This is a genomic window from Paenibacillus sp. JCM 9796 (assembly GCF_055379675.1).
Genome location: NZ_AP043723.1, coordinates 3220245 through 3235210, shown reverse-complemented (window position 1 = coordinate 3235210; position 14966 = coordinate 3220245). Strand labels below are relative to the sequence as shown.

Below are 14966 nucleotides of genomic sequence, written 5' to 3'. Positions count from 1 at the left end.
AAATGAAAAAGAGCTTGCACCCCTATTAGAATCATTTTTCACTTTTATTTGTTATTTTCTCCCATGCCGACATCAGCATATCACCGTTCATCGGCCCGGGATGCTTCTCCCGAATGACGCCGCCGGGGTCGACGACATACGTAGCCGGGTAGGCATTCACGCGGTAAGTATCCGTCACGCCCCCCGTCGTGTCAAGCGCAATCGGGAAGGTAATCTTCCATTCCTTAACCCACGCCGCAACGACCGGTACGCTAGCCTCGGTATGCGTCGCGTTAACGCCCAGAATCACCACGCCGTCTCTTGCATAATCCGAGTAAAATTGCTGCATATACGGCATCTCCGCCTGACAAGGCGGACACCAGGTCGCCCAAAAATTAACAAACACGGTTTGGCCCCTGTAATCCGACAATCGGATGGTTTCCCCATTCAGCAGTTTTAGCTCGAAATCAGGGGCCTGCTGTCCGACGCCCAGTCCGGGCACTCCTTCCGCTGTTCCCGCCGCAGGCGGCCCCCCCGGCTTGTCAAACAGGCCGTTCGCCACTGTAATGATCAGCACCCAGCCAATCGCAATGACTAGCAGCCTCTGCACCGACGCGCGATGGGTCTCCGGCAAAGGGGAACGCAGCCAAACGATGGCGGCTGCCGCGCCCAACGCCCCAATGATGCCCGATGTGACCGGCTGAAAGCCGCTCATTATAAAATGCAGCGCATGAAATATCGCATACCCCCCCAAAACCGAGACGGCTAACGAATCGATATAAACAGGTCTGCCTATTTTTCTTTTCTCAGCAGCGATTGCTGCATATCCGGCCGAGAGCAGCCAAGCAAGCCAAACTCCGCGCCGACCGCCGTTAAAATAAAGCAGCGACATCGGATTTTCCAATACAGCGCGAAAATCCAGCAGCAGCAAACTTAATTTCCAGACAAGCACCCACACAAGCAGCGCATTGACGGCAATCGACGTAACAATGCCTCTATCGGATCTCCGAAGCAACCGCAGGTGCAGCGCGCCGTAGCCCGCCGCAATCGCACCCATGATCAGCAGCATGTTGTAATGGAGGACAAGCGGTCCCCATGTCCATGTATTCATCGTTGACGTTCACCTGTCTCCCTTTCATCTGGCTATAATTCCATTGTGGAACGGTCTGCCGTCCGTTGTCAACTTGTTGTCGCGTCCCACGAACGAAGCCGATTCCCGGCAATCGCGGAAGCGTCGGCACTTACATGCATACCACAACACCTAGAACTGCAGGAGGGAATTTCTATGAAAAAGCAAATCGTTGCCGTTGTCCTTGCCGCCACGTTTACGGTCGGGTCCTTGGCCGCATACGCCGATCAAGCCCACGCCGCCGCCACCGGTACGATTACAAGCAGCGTGAACTTCCGTAAACAACCTGATACAAGTTCAGCTGCATACGGTTACCTCAAAGCCGGAGAAAAGGTTACCATCCTGTCCAAAGTCAACGCCTGGTGGTATCAAGTGCAAGACGACCAGGGCCGCACCGGCTATATCTCAACGAGCAGCAAATACGTCCGGGTATCGGACTCCTCTCCGATCAGTTCCGAGACGCCTTCCGGCGGGTCGACAACAGCTCCCTCGACGGGCAATACGCCAGCAGCCATTGATAAAATAATCGCGGCTGGCAAGAAGTACTTGGGCACCCCTTACGAGTATGGGTCAGACCGTTCCAATACCCGTACTTTCGACTGCTCTGACTTCGTCCGTCAAGCCTTCAAGGAAGGTGCCGGCGTGACGCTCCCGAGCGATTCCCGCGCCCAAGGCAGCTATGTCAAGTCACTTGGGAATACGACAACGAACTGGAAAAGCCTAAAGCCCGGCGACCTGATGTTCTTCATGGAGTATCGCGGAAGCAGCAAATCGTCATACCCGTCCAACAAGGCCAATCAGCGCATCACTCATGTCGGCATTTACCTAGGGGAAGGCAAAGTTTTGCATACATACTCCAAGGAATCCGGCGGGGTTCGGATCGATAGTATCGAGAACAAGCACTGGGAATACCGCTTTATGTTCGGCGGCAGCGCTTTAAAATAATGTTGTTATACCAAAGAAAGAAGACCTTCCCCGAATTGCCCTTGAGGAAGGTCTTCTTTCTTTCTGCTTATAGCCCGAAGATTGCATCGATCATCGGTTTCGTTTCGCCGCCCGGATACAACACATACAGCAGCGTGTACACCGCGACGCCCGTCGGTGCAGTCAACAGCCACATAACGGCTGTCCAGCGCCCGATTTTCTTATGTTTGGCAAAACGCTCATTAAACGCATGCAGCAGCGTTACGATACCGAAAACGCCCGCAGCGGTAGCCAGCGCTATATGGAAGAACAAAAATAAATGATACGCCAGCTTCAGCTCTTCCGGACCGCCGAAGCTTGTGTTGCCGACAAAAATCGTGCGGCTCGCATAAATCAGAAAGAAGGCAAGCGCGAAGCCCGCGCCCCACAACATCAGCTTCTTATGCGTATCCCGGTTGCCCTTAACAATATGATACCATCCGAATGCAACGAATATCGCGCTTATGACGATAAAGCTCGTACTGATCGTAGGCAGCAAAACGGAAAGCTTCATAAACTAGTCCACCACCATTCGCAACTCAATCTATTCGATATAGCTTAGGCTCGGTTCACATTCCCTGACGCCGGATAATAATCATCGTCCGCAAACTCTTCCTCATCCTCGCGTTTACGTTCCCTTCGGTACCAACGGTAGAACGTGTAGCCGAGTGCCATGCCGTAAACGATTTCCTGGACGATTTTCATGATGACTCCGCCCAACTGCTGATCGTCGAGCATCGGGAGCAGCAGATGATACTCGGGCACAGCCGAATACATCGCGTACATCGGGTCTTTGGCGAAAATAATGAGCGCACAAGCGGGCGTTAGCAGCACCCCATTGATGAAAATGTACGCCATTCTCTTCAGCTCGGACATCCGGCTGTACTCGGGCATCGGGCAAAACACAGGAAACCAGAGCATAAACGCCGACAGCAAGAAGACCGCCTTATAGAGCGTGAGAATCGTAGGATGAGTCATCAACCAATCCATCACGACCGGGATATGATAAACCGAAAAAATAAAGTTGAACAAAAACAACGCAAGCACGGGATTGGTCATTATATACACGACACGCTTAGCCGTTTCCCCTTGGATCGCGGAGCGCATAAGCCATCCCGGCAAGCCGAGCAGCAGGAGCGGCGGCATAATTAAATACAAGATGGACTGCTGAAACATGTGCACACTGAAAAAATAGTGATGCCCGTAATAGGCCAGCGGGCTTCCTTCCGCGGCATACCATAGGATTAAACCAAGCCAACCGTACAGCTGCAGCTTGAGGGGTACGGGTTCGCTGTCCGCAAACCGATGCCGCCAAGCGTTAACGCATAACGTATACAACACACCGACAACAAGCAGCAGCAGGAGCAGGCCTGGGCTCCACAACTCGGCAAACGTTCCCGCTGCTCCATGTCCTGAATGGGAAACAGTGGAATCCATATCGGTTAACTCCTTTCGGGCGTAGCCCCAAATTCGAGTCTGTGTCTGATTCGTGAATTTTTTCCCAAAGTATTTTAAAAAAGAGGGGCTTTCAATAATGACAAGCCGCCTCTCTTCTATCTTACCACCAGAGCCAGTAAACACCGGCCGCAACAGCTGTAAGTGCAACAAACGTTCCGAATGCTAACCCGATGATCGGGAAAAAGTGGCCCCGATCCTTCATGTGCATCCAATAAGCAAGCTGGAAAATGACCTGGACAACGGCCAAACCAACAAGGAAGAAGATAATAAACGTGCGATCCAAACCGCCGTACAGAACCACGGCGAAAGCCAGCATGGTCAACACGATCGAAACAATGTACGAAATGTAATGGTTTCGAGGTCCTTCCAAACGGTGACGATGATCTCCAGCCGAAGATGATTGGTGCTGATTACTCATCTTATGGACCCACCTTTCCGAGGAGGTATACGACCGTGAAGATGAATACCCAAACGACGTCGATAAAGTGCCAGTACAAACCGGCTACGTAATACTTAGGCGCCGTAACCACGGTTAAACCTTTTTTGAACCCGGAAATAATCAACAAGGTAATCCAAAGCACACCGAAGGCAACGTGCGCTCCATGGAACCCTACCAACGTATAGAACGAAGTAGCGAAGGCGCTCTTCGAGAACGTGTGGCCTTCGTGCACGTAGTGAACAAACTCGTAAATTTCAAGACCCAAGAACGCCAGACCGAGCAATACGGTTACTGCCATCCACGCTTGCAGCTTCTTGAACTGATTGCGGTGAAGCGCCATCGTGGCAAATACGCTGGTCAACGAGCTTGTCAGCAGGATGAACGTTGAAATCGCAACAAGATCCATCGTGAACAAATGCTGAGCCGTCGGACCGTCCGGCACTTGATTCCGGAGGGCGATGAAGGAAGCGAACAACGTACCGAACAGTACGCATTCGCCGCCAAGGAACAACCAAAAGCCCAAAACTTTATTCTTACCTTCCAAGGTTGCTGTTTCCGCGTGAGGTGGCAGGGCACCGCCTACTTCATGATGTGCTGCACTCATGCCTTAACCCCCTTATCGTTTAACTCTTCGGGCTCGATATGGAAGCCGTGATCGTCATAGACGGAACGGAAGAACATACATATGAGCGTAAACCCGATACCGAGAATACTTACAATATAAATGTGGTACATAAAGCCATAACCGGCGATAAACAAGCCGAGCGACATCAGGAAAGGCAGAATCGAAGGCGACGGCATATGAATCGAGCCCAGCGGCTCGGCCGGCGTCATCTCTTTGTTGCCCGCCATTTTCTCTTTCCAGAACGCATCGTAACCGCGTACGAGAGGCGTTTGTTTGAAGTTGTATTCCGGTGCCGGGGACGGAATCGTCCACTCGAGCGTACGAGCATCCCAAGGGTCTGACCCTGCATTCATCGGTTTTCTGGCAGTAGCCGCGATATTGATCAGGAACACGATCATACCGATACCCATCAAGAAAGCGCCAATCGTACTGATAAAGTTACCTTGTTCCAAGCCAACGCCCGGCTGGAATGTAAACACCCGGCGCGGCATCCCCATCAAGCCGAGGAAATGCTGCGGGAAGAACGTCATATGGAAGCCGATGAAAAATGTCCAGAAGTGGATTTTGCCCAGCGTTTCGTTCAACAAGCGGCCAAACATCTTCGGCCACCAGTAGTACGAAGCCGCGAACAAGCCCAAAACCAAGCCCCCTACGATAACGTAGTGGAAATGCGCAACGACGAAATACGTGTCGTGGTACTGGAAGTCAGCCGCCGGTACGGCGAGCATAACGCCCGTTACGCCACCCATGGTGAACGTCGGAATAAACGAAGTGGCGAACATGTTAGCTGTTGTAAAGCGAATTTGACCACCCCACAGCGTAAACAGCCAGTTAAAGATTTTGACGCCGGTCGGAATCGCGATCGCCATCGTCGCAACCCCGAATATGGCATCCCCGACAGGGCCAATACCCGTTGTAAACATGTGATGCGCCCAAACCATGAAGCCCAGGAATCCGATCAAAGCCGTTGCGAATACCATGGAGCTGTATCCGAACAAACGCTTACGCGAGAATGTAGCTACGATCTCGGAAATAATACCGAAAGCCGGCAAAATCAAGATATAAACCTCAGGGTGACCGAAGATCCAGAAGATGTGCTCCCAGAGAATCGGATTACCGCCCTTCGCAACATCAAAGAAAGCACCGCCAAAAATCCGGTCGAACATCAATTCTACAAGACCGACCGTAATGGCAGGGAAAGCGAACAAAATCAGCAACGATGTAATGAACGATGCCCAAGTGAACATCGGCATTCTCATATAGGTCATGCCCGGGGCACGCATATTAATGATCGTAACCAGGAAGTTGATCCCCCCGATCAGCGTACCGATACCGGCAATCTGAAGACCGAGCACGTAGAAGTCAACGCCCTTGAATGCCCCCGTAGCATCTACAATACCGGAGAGCGGCGGGTAAGCCGTCCAGCCGGCGGCAGGTGCGCCGCCCAAAAACCAAGACGTATTGAGCAATAAGCCCCCGAAGACGAAAAGCCACAAACCAAGTGCGTTTACGAACGGGAACGCAACGTCCCGGGCCCCAATCTGCAAAGGAACGATGGCATTCATAAAGGCGAAGATGACCGGCATCGCCGCCAAGAAAATCATGGTCGTACCATGCATGGTTGTTAATTGGTTGAACGTATCGCCGATAAAAATCTTTTGATCCGGATAAAGCAACTGAATACGAATCAAAATCGCTTCGATTCCGCCCAGTAAGAAGAAAATTCCGCCGGCGATCATATACAGAACACCGATCTTTTTATGGTCAACCGTCGTCAGCCAGTCCATCAGACCGGTGTGCCGTTTTACCGTGTGTGCGTGAGCCACGTATTTAACCTCCTTTTTCCCTGATGCTCGTTTACTGAGGCAACTTCAGCGAATTCAAATATTTAACCAAGTCGTTGATCTCTTGATCCTTAAGCGCTTTAGCTACATTCGGCGCGCCTTCGGAAAACGCAGGCATCTTCGCACCCGGCTTCACCGATTGGGGATCTGCGATCCATTGCTTCAAGCTCTCTTCGTTATGCGGCATAATGCCGGCTATTTTCTCGCGTGAAGCGAAACCGTTCAAGTTCGGTCCTGCGCCGAGCCCTTGCGCGTTGACCGCGTGACAGGACAAGCAGTTGTCTTTAAAGATCTGCTCTCCGGCTTTGGCGTCTGCAGGAATTGCCGCCGGCGCTTTCATCTTCGCAACCCATTGATCGAACTGAGCCGGTTCCATCGACTTGACTTTGAAATCCATCAAGGAGTGGGACGCACCGCAAAGCTCCGCACATTTGCCCAAGAATGTATCCGCATCGTCGGCTTCCAAGTAATAAACGTTCGTCAAGCCCGGGTTCGTGTCCATCTTACCGCCGAGCGAAGGAACCCAGAAGGAGTGTTTCACATCGGAAGCAGTTAGTTCGAAAGCGATTTTCTTACCCGTTGGAATAACCAGATCCTGTGCCGTGGAAATGCCCAGCGACGGATATTCAAACTGCCACCAGAAAGCATGAGCCGTTACTTTGACCGTAAGCGCATCCTTGTTTTCACGGTGGTCCTCCAACACCTTGAAGGTGTATTGAACCGTCGGCACCGCCAGAACCAGGAGCAGGATAATCGGAATAACCGTCCAAATGATCTCCAGCGTATGGCTGCCTTCCACTTGTTTCGGAATGATGTCTTTCTCGCCTTTTTTCTTTCTAAAACGAACCAAGACATACAAATAAATCGCAAACACGACAACGACGACCGCAATCATGATCCCGAAGCTGAGTTCCATCAGGAACATCTGATCTCTGGCCACCGGACCCCTTGGCTTCAAGGCGGAAATCGTATCGTCCCCACACCCCGTTAGCAGCAGCATCATCAACCCGAAGAGAGGGATGAAACGCCACAGATTTTGCCATCGAATCATCTTATCAATCCCACCTTATGAAGCAAGTATTTTTCGAACAAAATAGGTCATATCTTGTCAATGAACCTAATTACCATTATAACTATAAATTCGTCCCTGTTTTTTGTCAATGAATCTGGGAAAGTTCACAAAACGTTCGGAAGTCTAGGTTTATCAAGCTTTTCGAGGCTTTCGGCTTCTTTGTAAAATGCGTTTTGGCCGACCTCTCGAATGGCGCAGACCCTCACATACGGTTCTATTAGGTTATTTCCATAAAGCGGCCGGTTTATGCATGTTTTGGACTCCCGTACAGGCGAATCAAAACACATTCGGAGACCCATTCTAATGTCAAGGAGCAGCAGTCGCGTCCAGCAGAACACAATCTGCATTCTATCGTTTGCAATGCGCTGATTCCTATTCATGAAGGAGGGCTTTCGTTTGCGTACTCTTCGATCGATATCCGTGGCCGCCATAATGATGCTTTGCCTTATTGTTACCGGCTGCTTCAGTTGGTACGACTACAACAGCGCCAATAACTATGGAAGTAAAAGGGATATGCCGAGACAGGACACGTCCCGCGCTTATCAGACCCAGCAGCAATACGCTCCCGTCACGCATCAAGTGTCCAAGCTGGAGATGAACCAGCACCTGTCCGATCAGGTAGCCGCCATGGACGGCGTCAGCAGCGCGATCGTCATGATGGGCGATAACACCGCTTATACGGCCATAACGATTGATATGACAGCTACCGGAACGCGAGGCGGCGATGTGAGAGGAACCGAAACCAATAATTACGGTATCGTGAAAGGGTTATATAATCCTTATACCCCAGAGAACGACTATGCGGATCCGAACCAGCTGATTACGGGAAGCGGCGCCGAAACGGAAATGCATCACGAGCATCTCTCCCATCTGTTCAAGCAAAAAATCGCTGAAAAGATTCGTTCGCTGCAGCCTAGTGTGACGGACGTGTATATCTCCGCCAATCGTACGGTTGTCAATGAATTTAACCGCATCGCTCAAGAGAGCTGGCAAGGGCGTTCGCTGGAGCCCTACCGACCGCAATTCATCCAGCTGATGGAGCTTACCTTCGGAACGGCCCCGACCATACCGAATCAAGCGGAAGGCAACGGACGGGAATATTAGCCGCGTCGAGCGGACTGCACATGCATGGCCGATGCGCGGCGTGTGCAGTTTCTTTTTGTACAGGATTGCTGTAGAATGCTTTATTAATAAGAAGTAATTATTTCAGAAATGGTCCGCAGCAGCCGTACCGGCCGCTATCGGGCGCATTCAAATCGGTTCTATAGGAGATATTATAATGAAGAATAATGAATTCGCCGCTCTTGGTATCGAGGACAACCTCGCCGAAGCTTTGCACAAATTCGGGTATGCTGAGCCCACCCCTATCCAGAAGGAAGCCATCCCCGCCGTTCTCTCAGGCGCCGACCTGATTGCGCAGGCGCAAACCGGAACAGGTAAAACGCTCGCTTTCGTCCTGCCGATGCTGGAAACGGTACGTCCCGAAAGCCCGAACGTGCAGGCGCTGATCGTAACGCCGACCCGAGAGCTGGCGATTCAAATAACGGATGAAGTCAAGCGCTGGGCGGCCTTTAAAGAGCTGAGCGTGCTATCGGCTTACGGCGGACAAGACGTGGAAAGACAAATACATAAGCTCGAGGGCAGCGTACATATTATAATTGCAACGCCCGGCCGCTTGCTCGATCATATCCGCCGCGGCACCGTTAAACTGCATAAGCTGTCGATGCTGGTGCTGGATGAAGCCGACCAAATGCTGCATATGGGCTTCTTGTCGGAAGTGGAGGAAATTATCTCCGTTACCCCATCCAGGAGACAAACGCTATTATTCTCGGCCACTATGCCTCCGCGTATCCGGCAATTAGCCAAGGAATATATGCGGCCGCCTGTTGAAATCGAAGTGAAAGCGAAACGCGTGACGCTGGATGAGATCGAACAAGTCGTTATTCAAACGACAGACCGCGGGAAGTTCGAGGCGTTATGTAAAATTATTGACGAAGAAAATCCGTATCTCGCGATGGTTTTTTGCCGGACGAAGCTGCGGGCCAGCAAGCTGCGTACCGAGCTTGCCGAGCGAGGGTATTCCTGCGATGAGCTGCACGGGGATTTGACGCAGGCCAAACGCGAACAGGTGATGAAGCGGTTCCGCGACGCCAAAATTCAGCTGCTTGTCGCCACCGATGTGGCTGCGCGCGGGCTGGATGTGGAAGGCATTACCCATGTCATCAACTACGATATCCCGCATGACGCGGAAAGTTATATTCACCGCATCGGCCGCACCGGGCGAGCGGGTCAGACCGGCAAGGCGATGACGTTCGCCGCTCCGCGAGACGGGGCTTATCTGGAGCTGATCGAGCGCGGAATTAAGGCGACGCTGTCCAAGCGCTCAGGCCGCGGGCAGCAGGCGGATGCTGGCGGAGCGGCGGAGCGGCCGGGACGCGGCGGCGCAGAGCGCCAAGGGCACGGGACGCGCGGGCAGAGCCGCGGCGGCGGCAGAGCCGGGCAAGGCCGCGGCGGCGGCAGAGCCGGGCAAGGCCGCGGGCGCGGGGCGGCGCAGGGCACGCAGCGCGGCGCGAGCGGACGCGGCAGCGAGACCGTGCGCAGCGGGCCGGGCTGGCAAAGCGAAGCCGCAGGCGCTCCGGAACGCGGCGGGCGCGGGCGGGCTGATGCCCCGGGACGCAGCGCGCGGGGCGCACAAGGTCGACGCGGCGGAGCGTCTGCCTTTGGCGGCGACGCGATGGAACGCGAGGAAGCCCAAGGGCAGCGAGCTAGCAGGCAGGGCCGCGGCGGAGCGGCCGATGCCAGCGCCGGAGCGCAGCGGGGCAGCGGGCGCAGGAACGCCGGTGAGGCCGGCGCCAGAGCCGGAGCGCAGCAAAGCAGCGGGCGCAGGAACGCCGGCGAGGCCGGCGCCAGAGCCGGGGCGCAGCGAAGCGGCGGGCGCAGGAACGCCGGCGAGACCGGCGCCAGAGCCGGGGCGCAGCAAAGCGGCGGGCGCAGGAACGCCGGCGAGACCGGCGCCAGAGCCGGGGCGCAGCAAAGCGGCGGGCGCAGCGGGGCGAAGCCGGGACGGCGCGGGCGTTAATGGACGCGCCGCCGGTGCCAACCTTTACCTCAGATCGGAAGTCATGTAATATGAAATATGAGGTAATCGGAAAGAAACTGCACTTCACTAACGAAGGAGGCTTTCCATGTACGAACTGAAAGACAAAGAACTCATTTTTGTTTTTACGGGCCCTAACGGCGCCGGTCGAAGAACGGTAGCTCAAATGTCAGGCAATACGCTAGGGATCAAGCAGGTCATTTCCTACACGACCCGCCCTCCCCGACCGTCCGAAATGGACGGCCAGGACTATCACTTCGTTTCGAGTGAAACTTTCGCAGCGGCTGAAGCCAACAACGAATTCATCGAGGTCGTCGAGATCGACGGCAACCGGTACGGGATTAAAGAGGCCGACGTCGCGGAACAGCTGCAAAAATTCGGTGCCGTTTACCTCGTGCTTAACCGGTTTGGCGCGGAAGCGTTGAAGAAGATTTACGGTGACAAGATCGTCCGTATCTTCATTTACGCCGACCGCGAGACGGTCGAACGCCGTGAGCAAGAGCGTGGAGATTCTCCTGAACTCATCAAGCGCTACATGTCCCACTATGATGAAGAAATGGCTTATAAAGACTCCTGTGAACACGTTTTCGAGAATCTGGACCTGGCGCATACCGTGTTCGACTTAACCAAAACGCTGGATGAGACTTATTTAAAACGCAACTTGCTCGATCTGGATTAACCGGTAGTACCGTAATTAAGAAAAGCTCCTGGTCGGAGCCCTTAAAGAAGATACTTTCGCGTTCCAGCTTGCTATATTAAGAAAGACCGATGACCCGGATACGGGGTCAGCGGTCTTTTTTAAGCATTACGCATGAGGAGGCCTCCCCATCATGACTATCTTATTTATCGAACCGACGCCAAGTCCCAACACGATGAAAATAACGGTTTCGGAGAAATTGCCCGAGTCCGTACGCCAGACGTATACGAAAGATCAAGCTGCAACTGCGCCGGAGCCTTATAACCGGCTGTTGGCGATCGACGGCGTCCGAGGTCTATACCGCGCCAGCGACTTTATCGCTCTGGACCGGACCCCTAAAGGGGATTGGCAGCAAATCCTGGAGAATGTCCGGGCGCTTCTGGGCGAAGTTACGCCCGGCGCCGGGTCGGAGCTCGCTTCTGTCGATGCTTCGTCTTCTCCGGATACGTCTTATGGAGAAGTTGCGGTGAAGCTGCAGCACTTTCGCGGCATTCCGCTGCAAATCCGCGTATCGGCAGGCGGAGAAGAGAAACGCGCGGCCTTGCCCGAACGATTCTCTCAAGCGGCGGTTCGGGCCGCTTCGGCTTCTCCGAATCTCATTAAAGAACGCTCCCTTGAAGACTGGGATACGCGTTACGGTGAACTGGCCGACGTGCTGGAAGACATCGTGCAGGAAATCGACGCTTCTTACGACGACGCACGTCTGGAAGAGCTTGTCGCCAAAGCCGCGCTAGGCCCCGTCGCCGAAGGCGCGCAAGAAGTAGCCGCGGCCGCGAGAAGAACGCTTTCTTTTGCAGAAACGGAGCGGCAGTTGAAATCGGAGGATTGGAAGCAGCGCTATGCGGCCCTGCAACAAATCAAACCGGGCGCAGACACACTGCCGTTGCTGGTTCTCGCGCTGCGGGATGAACAAACGGCTATCCGTCGTCTCGCGACCGTTTATTTAGGCGACCTGAAGGACGAATCCGTGCTTCCCTATTTGTACCAGGCGCTTAAGGATGCTTCCCCTTCCGTAAGACGAACCGCGGGCGATACTTTATCCGATCTCGGCGATCCGGCTGCGCAGGATGCGATGATCGGCGCCTTGCGCGACTCGAACAAATTGGTGCGTTGGCGGGCGGCGCGTTTCTTGTATGAGGTCGGCGACGAACGCGCATTGCCCGCTCTTGCGGCGGCAGCCGACGATCCTGAATTCGAGGTGCGCATGCAAGCCCGAATGGCGCTTGAACGCATCGAAGGCGGTCATGCCGCCGAGGGCTCCGTCTGGCAGCAGATGACGCGTCGCAACGAGACCTGACATTTCTTACCCGATAATCCCCGTGAATCGTAACGATTTACGGGGATTTTTGCAGCTGCGCGGGAAAGAGTCGATGCCGGAATCTTTCGTACTCTATAATGCTGATAGCTGATATAATAGTCCCATGCCGGACTTTAGAACCATGTCTGCAGAATCAGTGCTACATCCCTTCGACCTGACTATTGACTTGCTAGAATAAGGAGAGAGTTTCTTGCGCAAAACGATTGCCGTCCTATCGTTAACCGCCGCCGTTGTCATTTCACCCCTTGACGTCTTCGGCCTTACCTTCAACTTCGGGAACGCCTACGCCGCCCCCGTCGCTCCATCCCCCCAATTGGTCATTAACGGCAGCGTCGTGACCGCCGACACGCCCTTTCTATGGGGGGGATTACACGGGAACACTTTATACGCCCCCGCCCGTCTTGTTCTGTCCCGACTCGGCTATGACCTTACCTGGAACAGCGAGGAACAGTCGCTTCAAGCTGCGATCGAGGGCCAAACCGTCCTCCACAAACCGGGCAGCACAACCTGGCTGATCGACGGGTACGTATTCAACTTCGACGATGCCTCCTTGATCCGGGACGGCTCGACTTGGTTGCCCGTACAGCCGGTTGCCGAAGCGCTCGGACAACACCTCGTGTGGAGTCCGCTCACCGCTACTTTATATGTGAAATCGACGCTCGCCGCCTCCATTTCAGAAACGCTCAGCTATGGCTATACGCGGCTTAGCTATGAAGGCGAAACGAAAGACGGCCTGCGGCACGGCTTCGGCCAGCTTTTCGTGGACGGCGTCCTGTGGTATGAGGGCGAATTCGACACGAACCAAATGAACGGTTACGGCAAGCTGTACACCGATAGCCGCCTCCAGTACGAAGGCGGGTTCGTCAAGAACAAACCTCACGGTCAAGCCACCTTCTATTACCCGGACGGCTCTTCCTACATCGGAGAATTCCGGAACGGGCATCAGACAGGGCAAGGCAGCTTCTACGATGCCCGCACCGTCATCCGCTACCGGGGAGAATGGGTAAACGGTTTGATGGAAGGACACGGGGAGATTTTCAACGCCAAAGGCACCATGACCTATTCCGGTGAAGTCCGCCAAAACCGTAGACACGGCTATGGCGTCAGCTACGACGAGGCCAACAAGAAATCGTACGACGGCCAATGGAATAACAACCTCCGCTCCGGTACGGGCAGATCCTATACCCCGGACGGTAAGCTGGCTTACGTCGGCCAATGGAGCGAGGACCGCAAACACGGAAGCGGCTATGCTTACCGAATCGGAAATCTGGATTGGTATGAGCCTAATGATAAGGGTGAGCTGACCAAAACCTCAAAACCAGCGACGGAAATGACGGAGGTTCGCTACCGAAACGATGTTAAAACCATGGAGGGGCAAAAGCTGATCTACTCCGGAGACGTCACAACCGAAGGAATCCCGAACGGAACCGGTAAGTTAAGCAAACAAGGAGGGCTGCAGCCAGCTTCAGGACGGGGGACGCTTTACGCCTACCGTACGTATTATGAGGGTCAGTTCGTGCTTGGGGAGATGACAGGGATGGGGAAATATTACGACGAGCAGGAAGCTCCCGTCTACGAAGGGCAAGTCGTAAACGGCTTGCGTCAGGGACAGGGCCGCGGTTACGAGAACGGCGTGCTCGTCTATGACGGCGAATGGAACCATAACGAGAAGAGCGGTATCGGACGTTCGTATACGTACGACAAAGCGTTTACAGGAGCTTCCTTCGAAGGCCAAGCCTCGCTCCTCATGTATGAAGGACGCTATATCGCGGGCAAGCTTGCGGAGCAGACGGCTGTTTACAAATATTACGGGAATTTCAAACAAGGGGTCCCCGACGGCGTGGGCTCCGTCCTGATGCTTCACGATTATAAGAACGATAGCGGTCCGAAATCGCTCGACAAGGAGCAAGGAACGGCTTGGCTTGTGTATGAAGGAGATTTCATGGCGGGTGTGCGCGAGGGGATGGGCAAGCTGTATGAGAACAATACCCTCGTGTACGAGGGAGGCTTCGCTCAAGGCTTGCGCAGCGGCGACGGCACCGGCTACGAGAACGGTATGAAGCATGTCGGGAAATACGCAGCCGATCTCAAGAACGGACAAGGCAGCATCTACGACATGCACGGCACGCTGCGTTATCAGGGAAATTTTAAAGACGGGAAGAAAGACGGCTTCGGTAGAGCTTACACCGAGTTTGGAGATCTCTCCTATGAAGGAAGCTATAAAAACGACTTGAAACACGGCTTCGGCAAGCTTTACAGCGAGGGAACGGTCTATTATCAAGGCGAATTTCGCGAAGACAAGACCTTAAGCCAATATTTAAACGAATTAAAGGATACGGAGTAAA

Annotated in this window: 13 protein-coding genes; 6 read left to right on the top strand and 7 right to left on the bottom strand. The window is 53.9% G+C overall.

Annotated elements, in window-relative coordinates:
- Positions 1-31: 31 nt before the first annotated feature.
- On the bottom strand, positions 32-1090 hold the full coding sequence (locus ACZ439_RS15550; protein ID WP_464619880.1) for a redoxin domain-containing protein: 1059 nt from the start codon (positions 1088-1090) through the stop codon (positions 32-34).
- A 174-nt stretch (positions 1091-1264) separates the two neighbouring features.
- Here ACZ439_RS15550 and ACZ439_RS15545 point away from each other — a divergent pair, with 174 nt between their 5' ends.
- Positions 1265-2053, top strand: coding sequence for a C40 family peptidase (locus ACZ439_RS15545; protein WP_054798486.1), 789 nt, complete (start codon positions 1265-1267; stop codon positions 2051-2053).
- A gap of 67 nt (positions 2054-2120) precedes the next feature.
- Here ACZ439_RS15545 and ACZ439_RS15540 read toward each other — a convergent pair whose 3' ends face one another.
- From ACZ439_RS15540 to coxB, 6 genes are all read right to left on the bottom strand, one after another.
- Positions 2121-2585: a DUF420 domain-containing protein gene (locus tag ACZ439_RS15540; RefSeq protein WP_127608990.1), complete on the bottom strand. Its 465-nt coding sequence runs from the start codon at positions 2583-2585 to the stop codon at positions 2121-2123.
- 44 nt (positions 2586-2629) lie between these two features.
- Positions 2630-3508, bottom strand: coding sequence for a cytochrome c oxidase assembly protein (locus tag ACZ439_RS15535; protein ID WP_127608989.1), 879 nt, complete (start codon positions 3506-3508; stop codon positions 2630-2632).
- Between the two features lie 121 nt (positions 3509-3629).
- Positions 3630-3947: a cytochrome C oxidase subunit IV family protein gene (locus tag ACZ439_RS15530; protein ID WP_127608988.1), complete on the bottom strand. Its 318-nt coding sequence runs from the start codon at positions 3945-3947 to the stop codon at positions 3630-3632.
- A gap of 1 nt (position 3948) precedes the next feature.
- Positions 3949-4572, bottom strand: a complete 624-nt coding sequence (locus ACZ439_RS15525) for a cytochrome (ubi)quinol oxidase subunit III (RefSeq protein ID WP_127608987.1) — start codon at positions 4570-4572, stop codon at positions 3949-3951.
- Positions 4569-6380: a cytochrome c oxidase subunit I gene (ctaD, locus tag ACZ439_RS15520; RefSeq protein WP_155614721.1), complete on the bottom strand. Its 1812-nt coding sequence runs from the start codon at positions 6378-6380 to the stop codon at positions 4569-4571. Before ctaD ends, ACZ439_RS15525 begins: the two co-directional genes overlap by 4 nt.
- A 70-nt stretch (positions 6381-6450) precedes the next feature.
- The gene (gene coxB, locus ACZ439_RS15515; RefSeq protein ID WP_127608985.1) at positions 6451-7488 is read right to left on the bottom strand and encodes a cytochrome c oxidase subunit II; all 1038 of its coding nucleotides are present in this window, start codon (positions 7486-7488) and stop codon (positions 6451-6453) included.
- 417 nt (positions 7489-7905) lie between these two features.
- Here coxB and ACZ439_RS15510 point away from each other — a divergent pair, with 417 nt between their 5' ends.
- From ACZ439_RS15510 to ACZ439_RS15490, 5 genes are all read left to right on the top strand, one after another.
- Positions 7906-8613 (top strand): YhcN/YlaJ family sporulation lipoprotein, encoded by a 708-nt coding sequence (locus ACZ439_RS15510; protein WP_230876097.1) that lies wholly within the window; start codon positions 7906-7908, stop codon positions 8611-8613.
- A 175-nt stretch (positions 8614-8788) separates the two neighbouring features.
- The gene (locus tag ACZ439_RS15505) at positions 8789-10588 is read left to right on the top strand and encodes a DEAD/DEAH box helicase (RefSeq protein WP_464619879.1); all 1800 of its coding nucleotides are present in this window, start codon (positions 8789-8791) and stop codon (positions 10586-10588) included.
- Positions 10589-10694: 106 nt separating this feature from the next.
- A complete protein-coding gene (locus ACZ439_RS15500) occupies positions 10695-11285 on the top strand; it encodes a guanylate kinase (RefSeq protein ID WP_054800366.1) in 591 nt (196 codons plus the stop codon).
- Positions 11286-11436: 151 nt separating this feature from the next.
- The gene (locus tag ACZ439_RS15495; protein ID WP_141336686.1) at positions 11437-12600 is read left to right on the top strand and encodes a conserved virulence factor C family protein; all 1164 of its coding nucleotides are present in this window, start codon (positions 11437-11439) and stop codon (positions 12598-12600) included.
- 211 nt (positions 12601-12811) lie between these two features.
- Positions 12812-14965 (top strand): stalk domain-containing protein, encoded by a 2154-nt coding sequence (locus tag ACZ439_RS15490; RefSeq protein WP_464619878.1) that lies wholly within the window; start codon positions 12812-12814, stop codon positions 14963-14965.
- Position 14966: the final 1 nt, after the last annotated feature.

Bases quoted from the DNA above. Each gene is read 5' to 3' on its own strand.
- ACZ439_RS15550 (WP_464619880.1), bottom strand. From the start codon at position 1,090: ATGAATACATGGACATGGGGACCGCTTGTCCTCCATTACAACATGCTG.
- coxB (WP_127608985.1), bottom strand. From the start codon at position 7,488: ATGATTCGATGGCAAAATCTGTGGCGTTTCATCCCTCTCTTCGGGTTG.
- ACZ439_RS15525 (WP_127608987.1), bottom strand. From the start codon at position 4,572: ATGAGTGCAGCACATCATGAAGTAGGCGGTGCCCTGCCACCTCACGCG.
- ACZ439_RS15500 (WP_054800366.1), top strand. From the start codon at position 10,695: ATGTACGAACTGAAAGACAAAGAACTCATTTTTGTTTTTACGGGCCCT.
- ACZ439_RS15545 (WP_054798486.1), top strand. From the start codon at position 1,265: ATGAAAAAGCAAATCGTTGCCGTTGTCCTTGCCGCCACGTTTACGGTC.
- ACZ439_RS15505 (WP_464619879.1), top strand. From the start codon at position 8,789: ATGAAGAATAATGAATTCGCCGCTCTTGGTATCGAGGACAACCTCGCC.
- ctaD (WP_155614721.1), bottom strand. From the start codon at position 6,380: ATGGACTGGCTGACGACGGTTGACCATAAAAAGATCGGTGTTCTGTAT.
- ACZ439_RS15530 (WP_127608988.1), bottom strand. From the start codon at position 3,947: ATGAGTAATCAGCACCAATCATCTTCGGCTGGAGATCATCGTCACCGT.
- ACZ439_RS15535 (WP_127608989.1), bottom strand. From the start codon at position 3,508: ATGGATTCCACTGTTTCCCATTCAGGACATGGAGCAGCGGGAACGTTT.
- ACZ439_RS15540 (WP_127608990.1), bottom strand. From the start codon at position 2,585: ATGAAGCTTTCCGTTTTGCTGCCTACGATCAGTACGAGCTTTATCGTC.
- ACZ439_RS15495 (WP_141336686.1), top strand. From the start codon at position 11,437: ATGACTATCTTATTTATCGAACCGACGCCAAGTCCCAACACGATGAAA.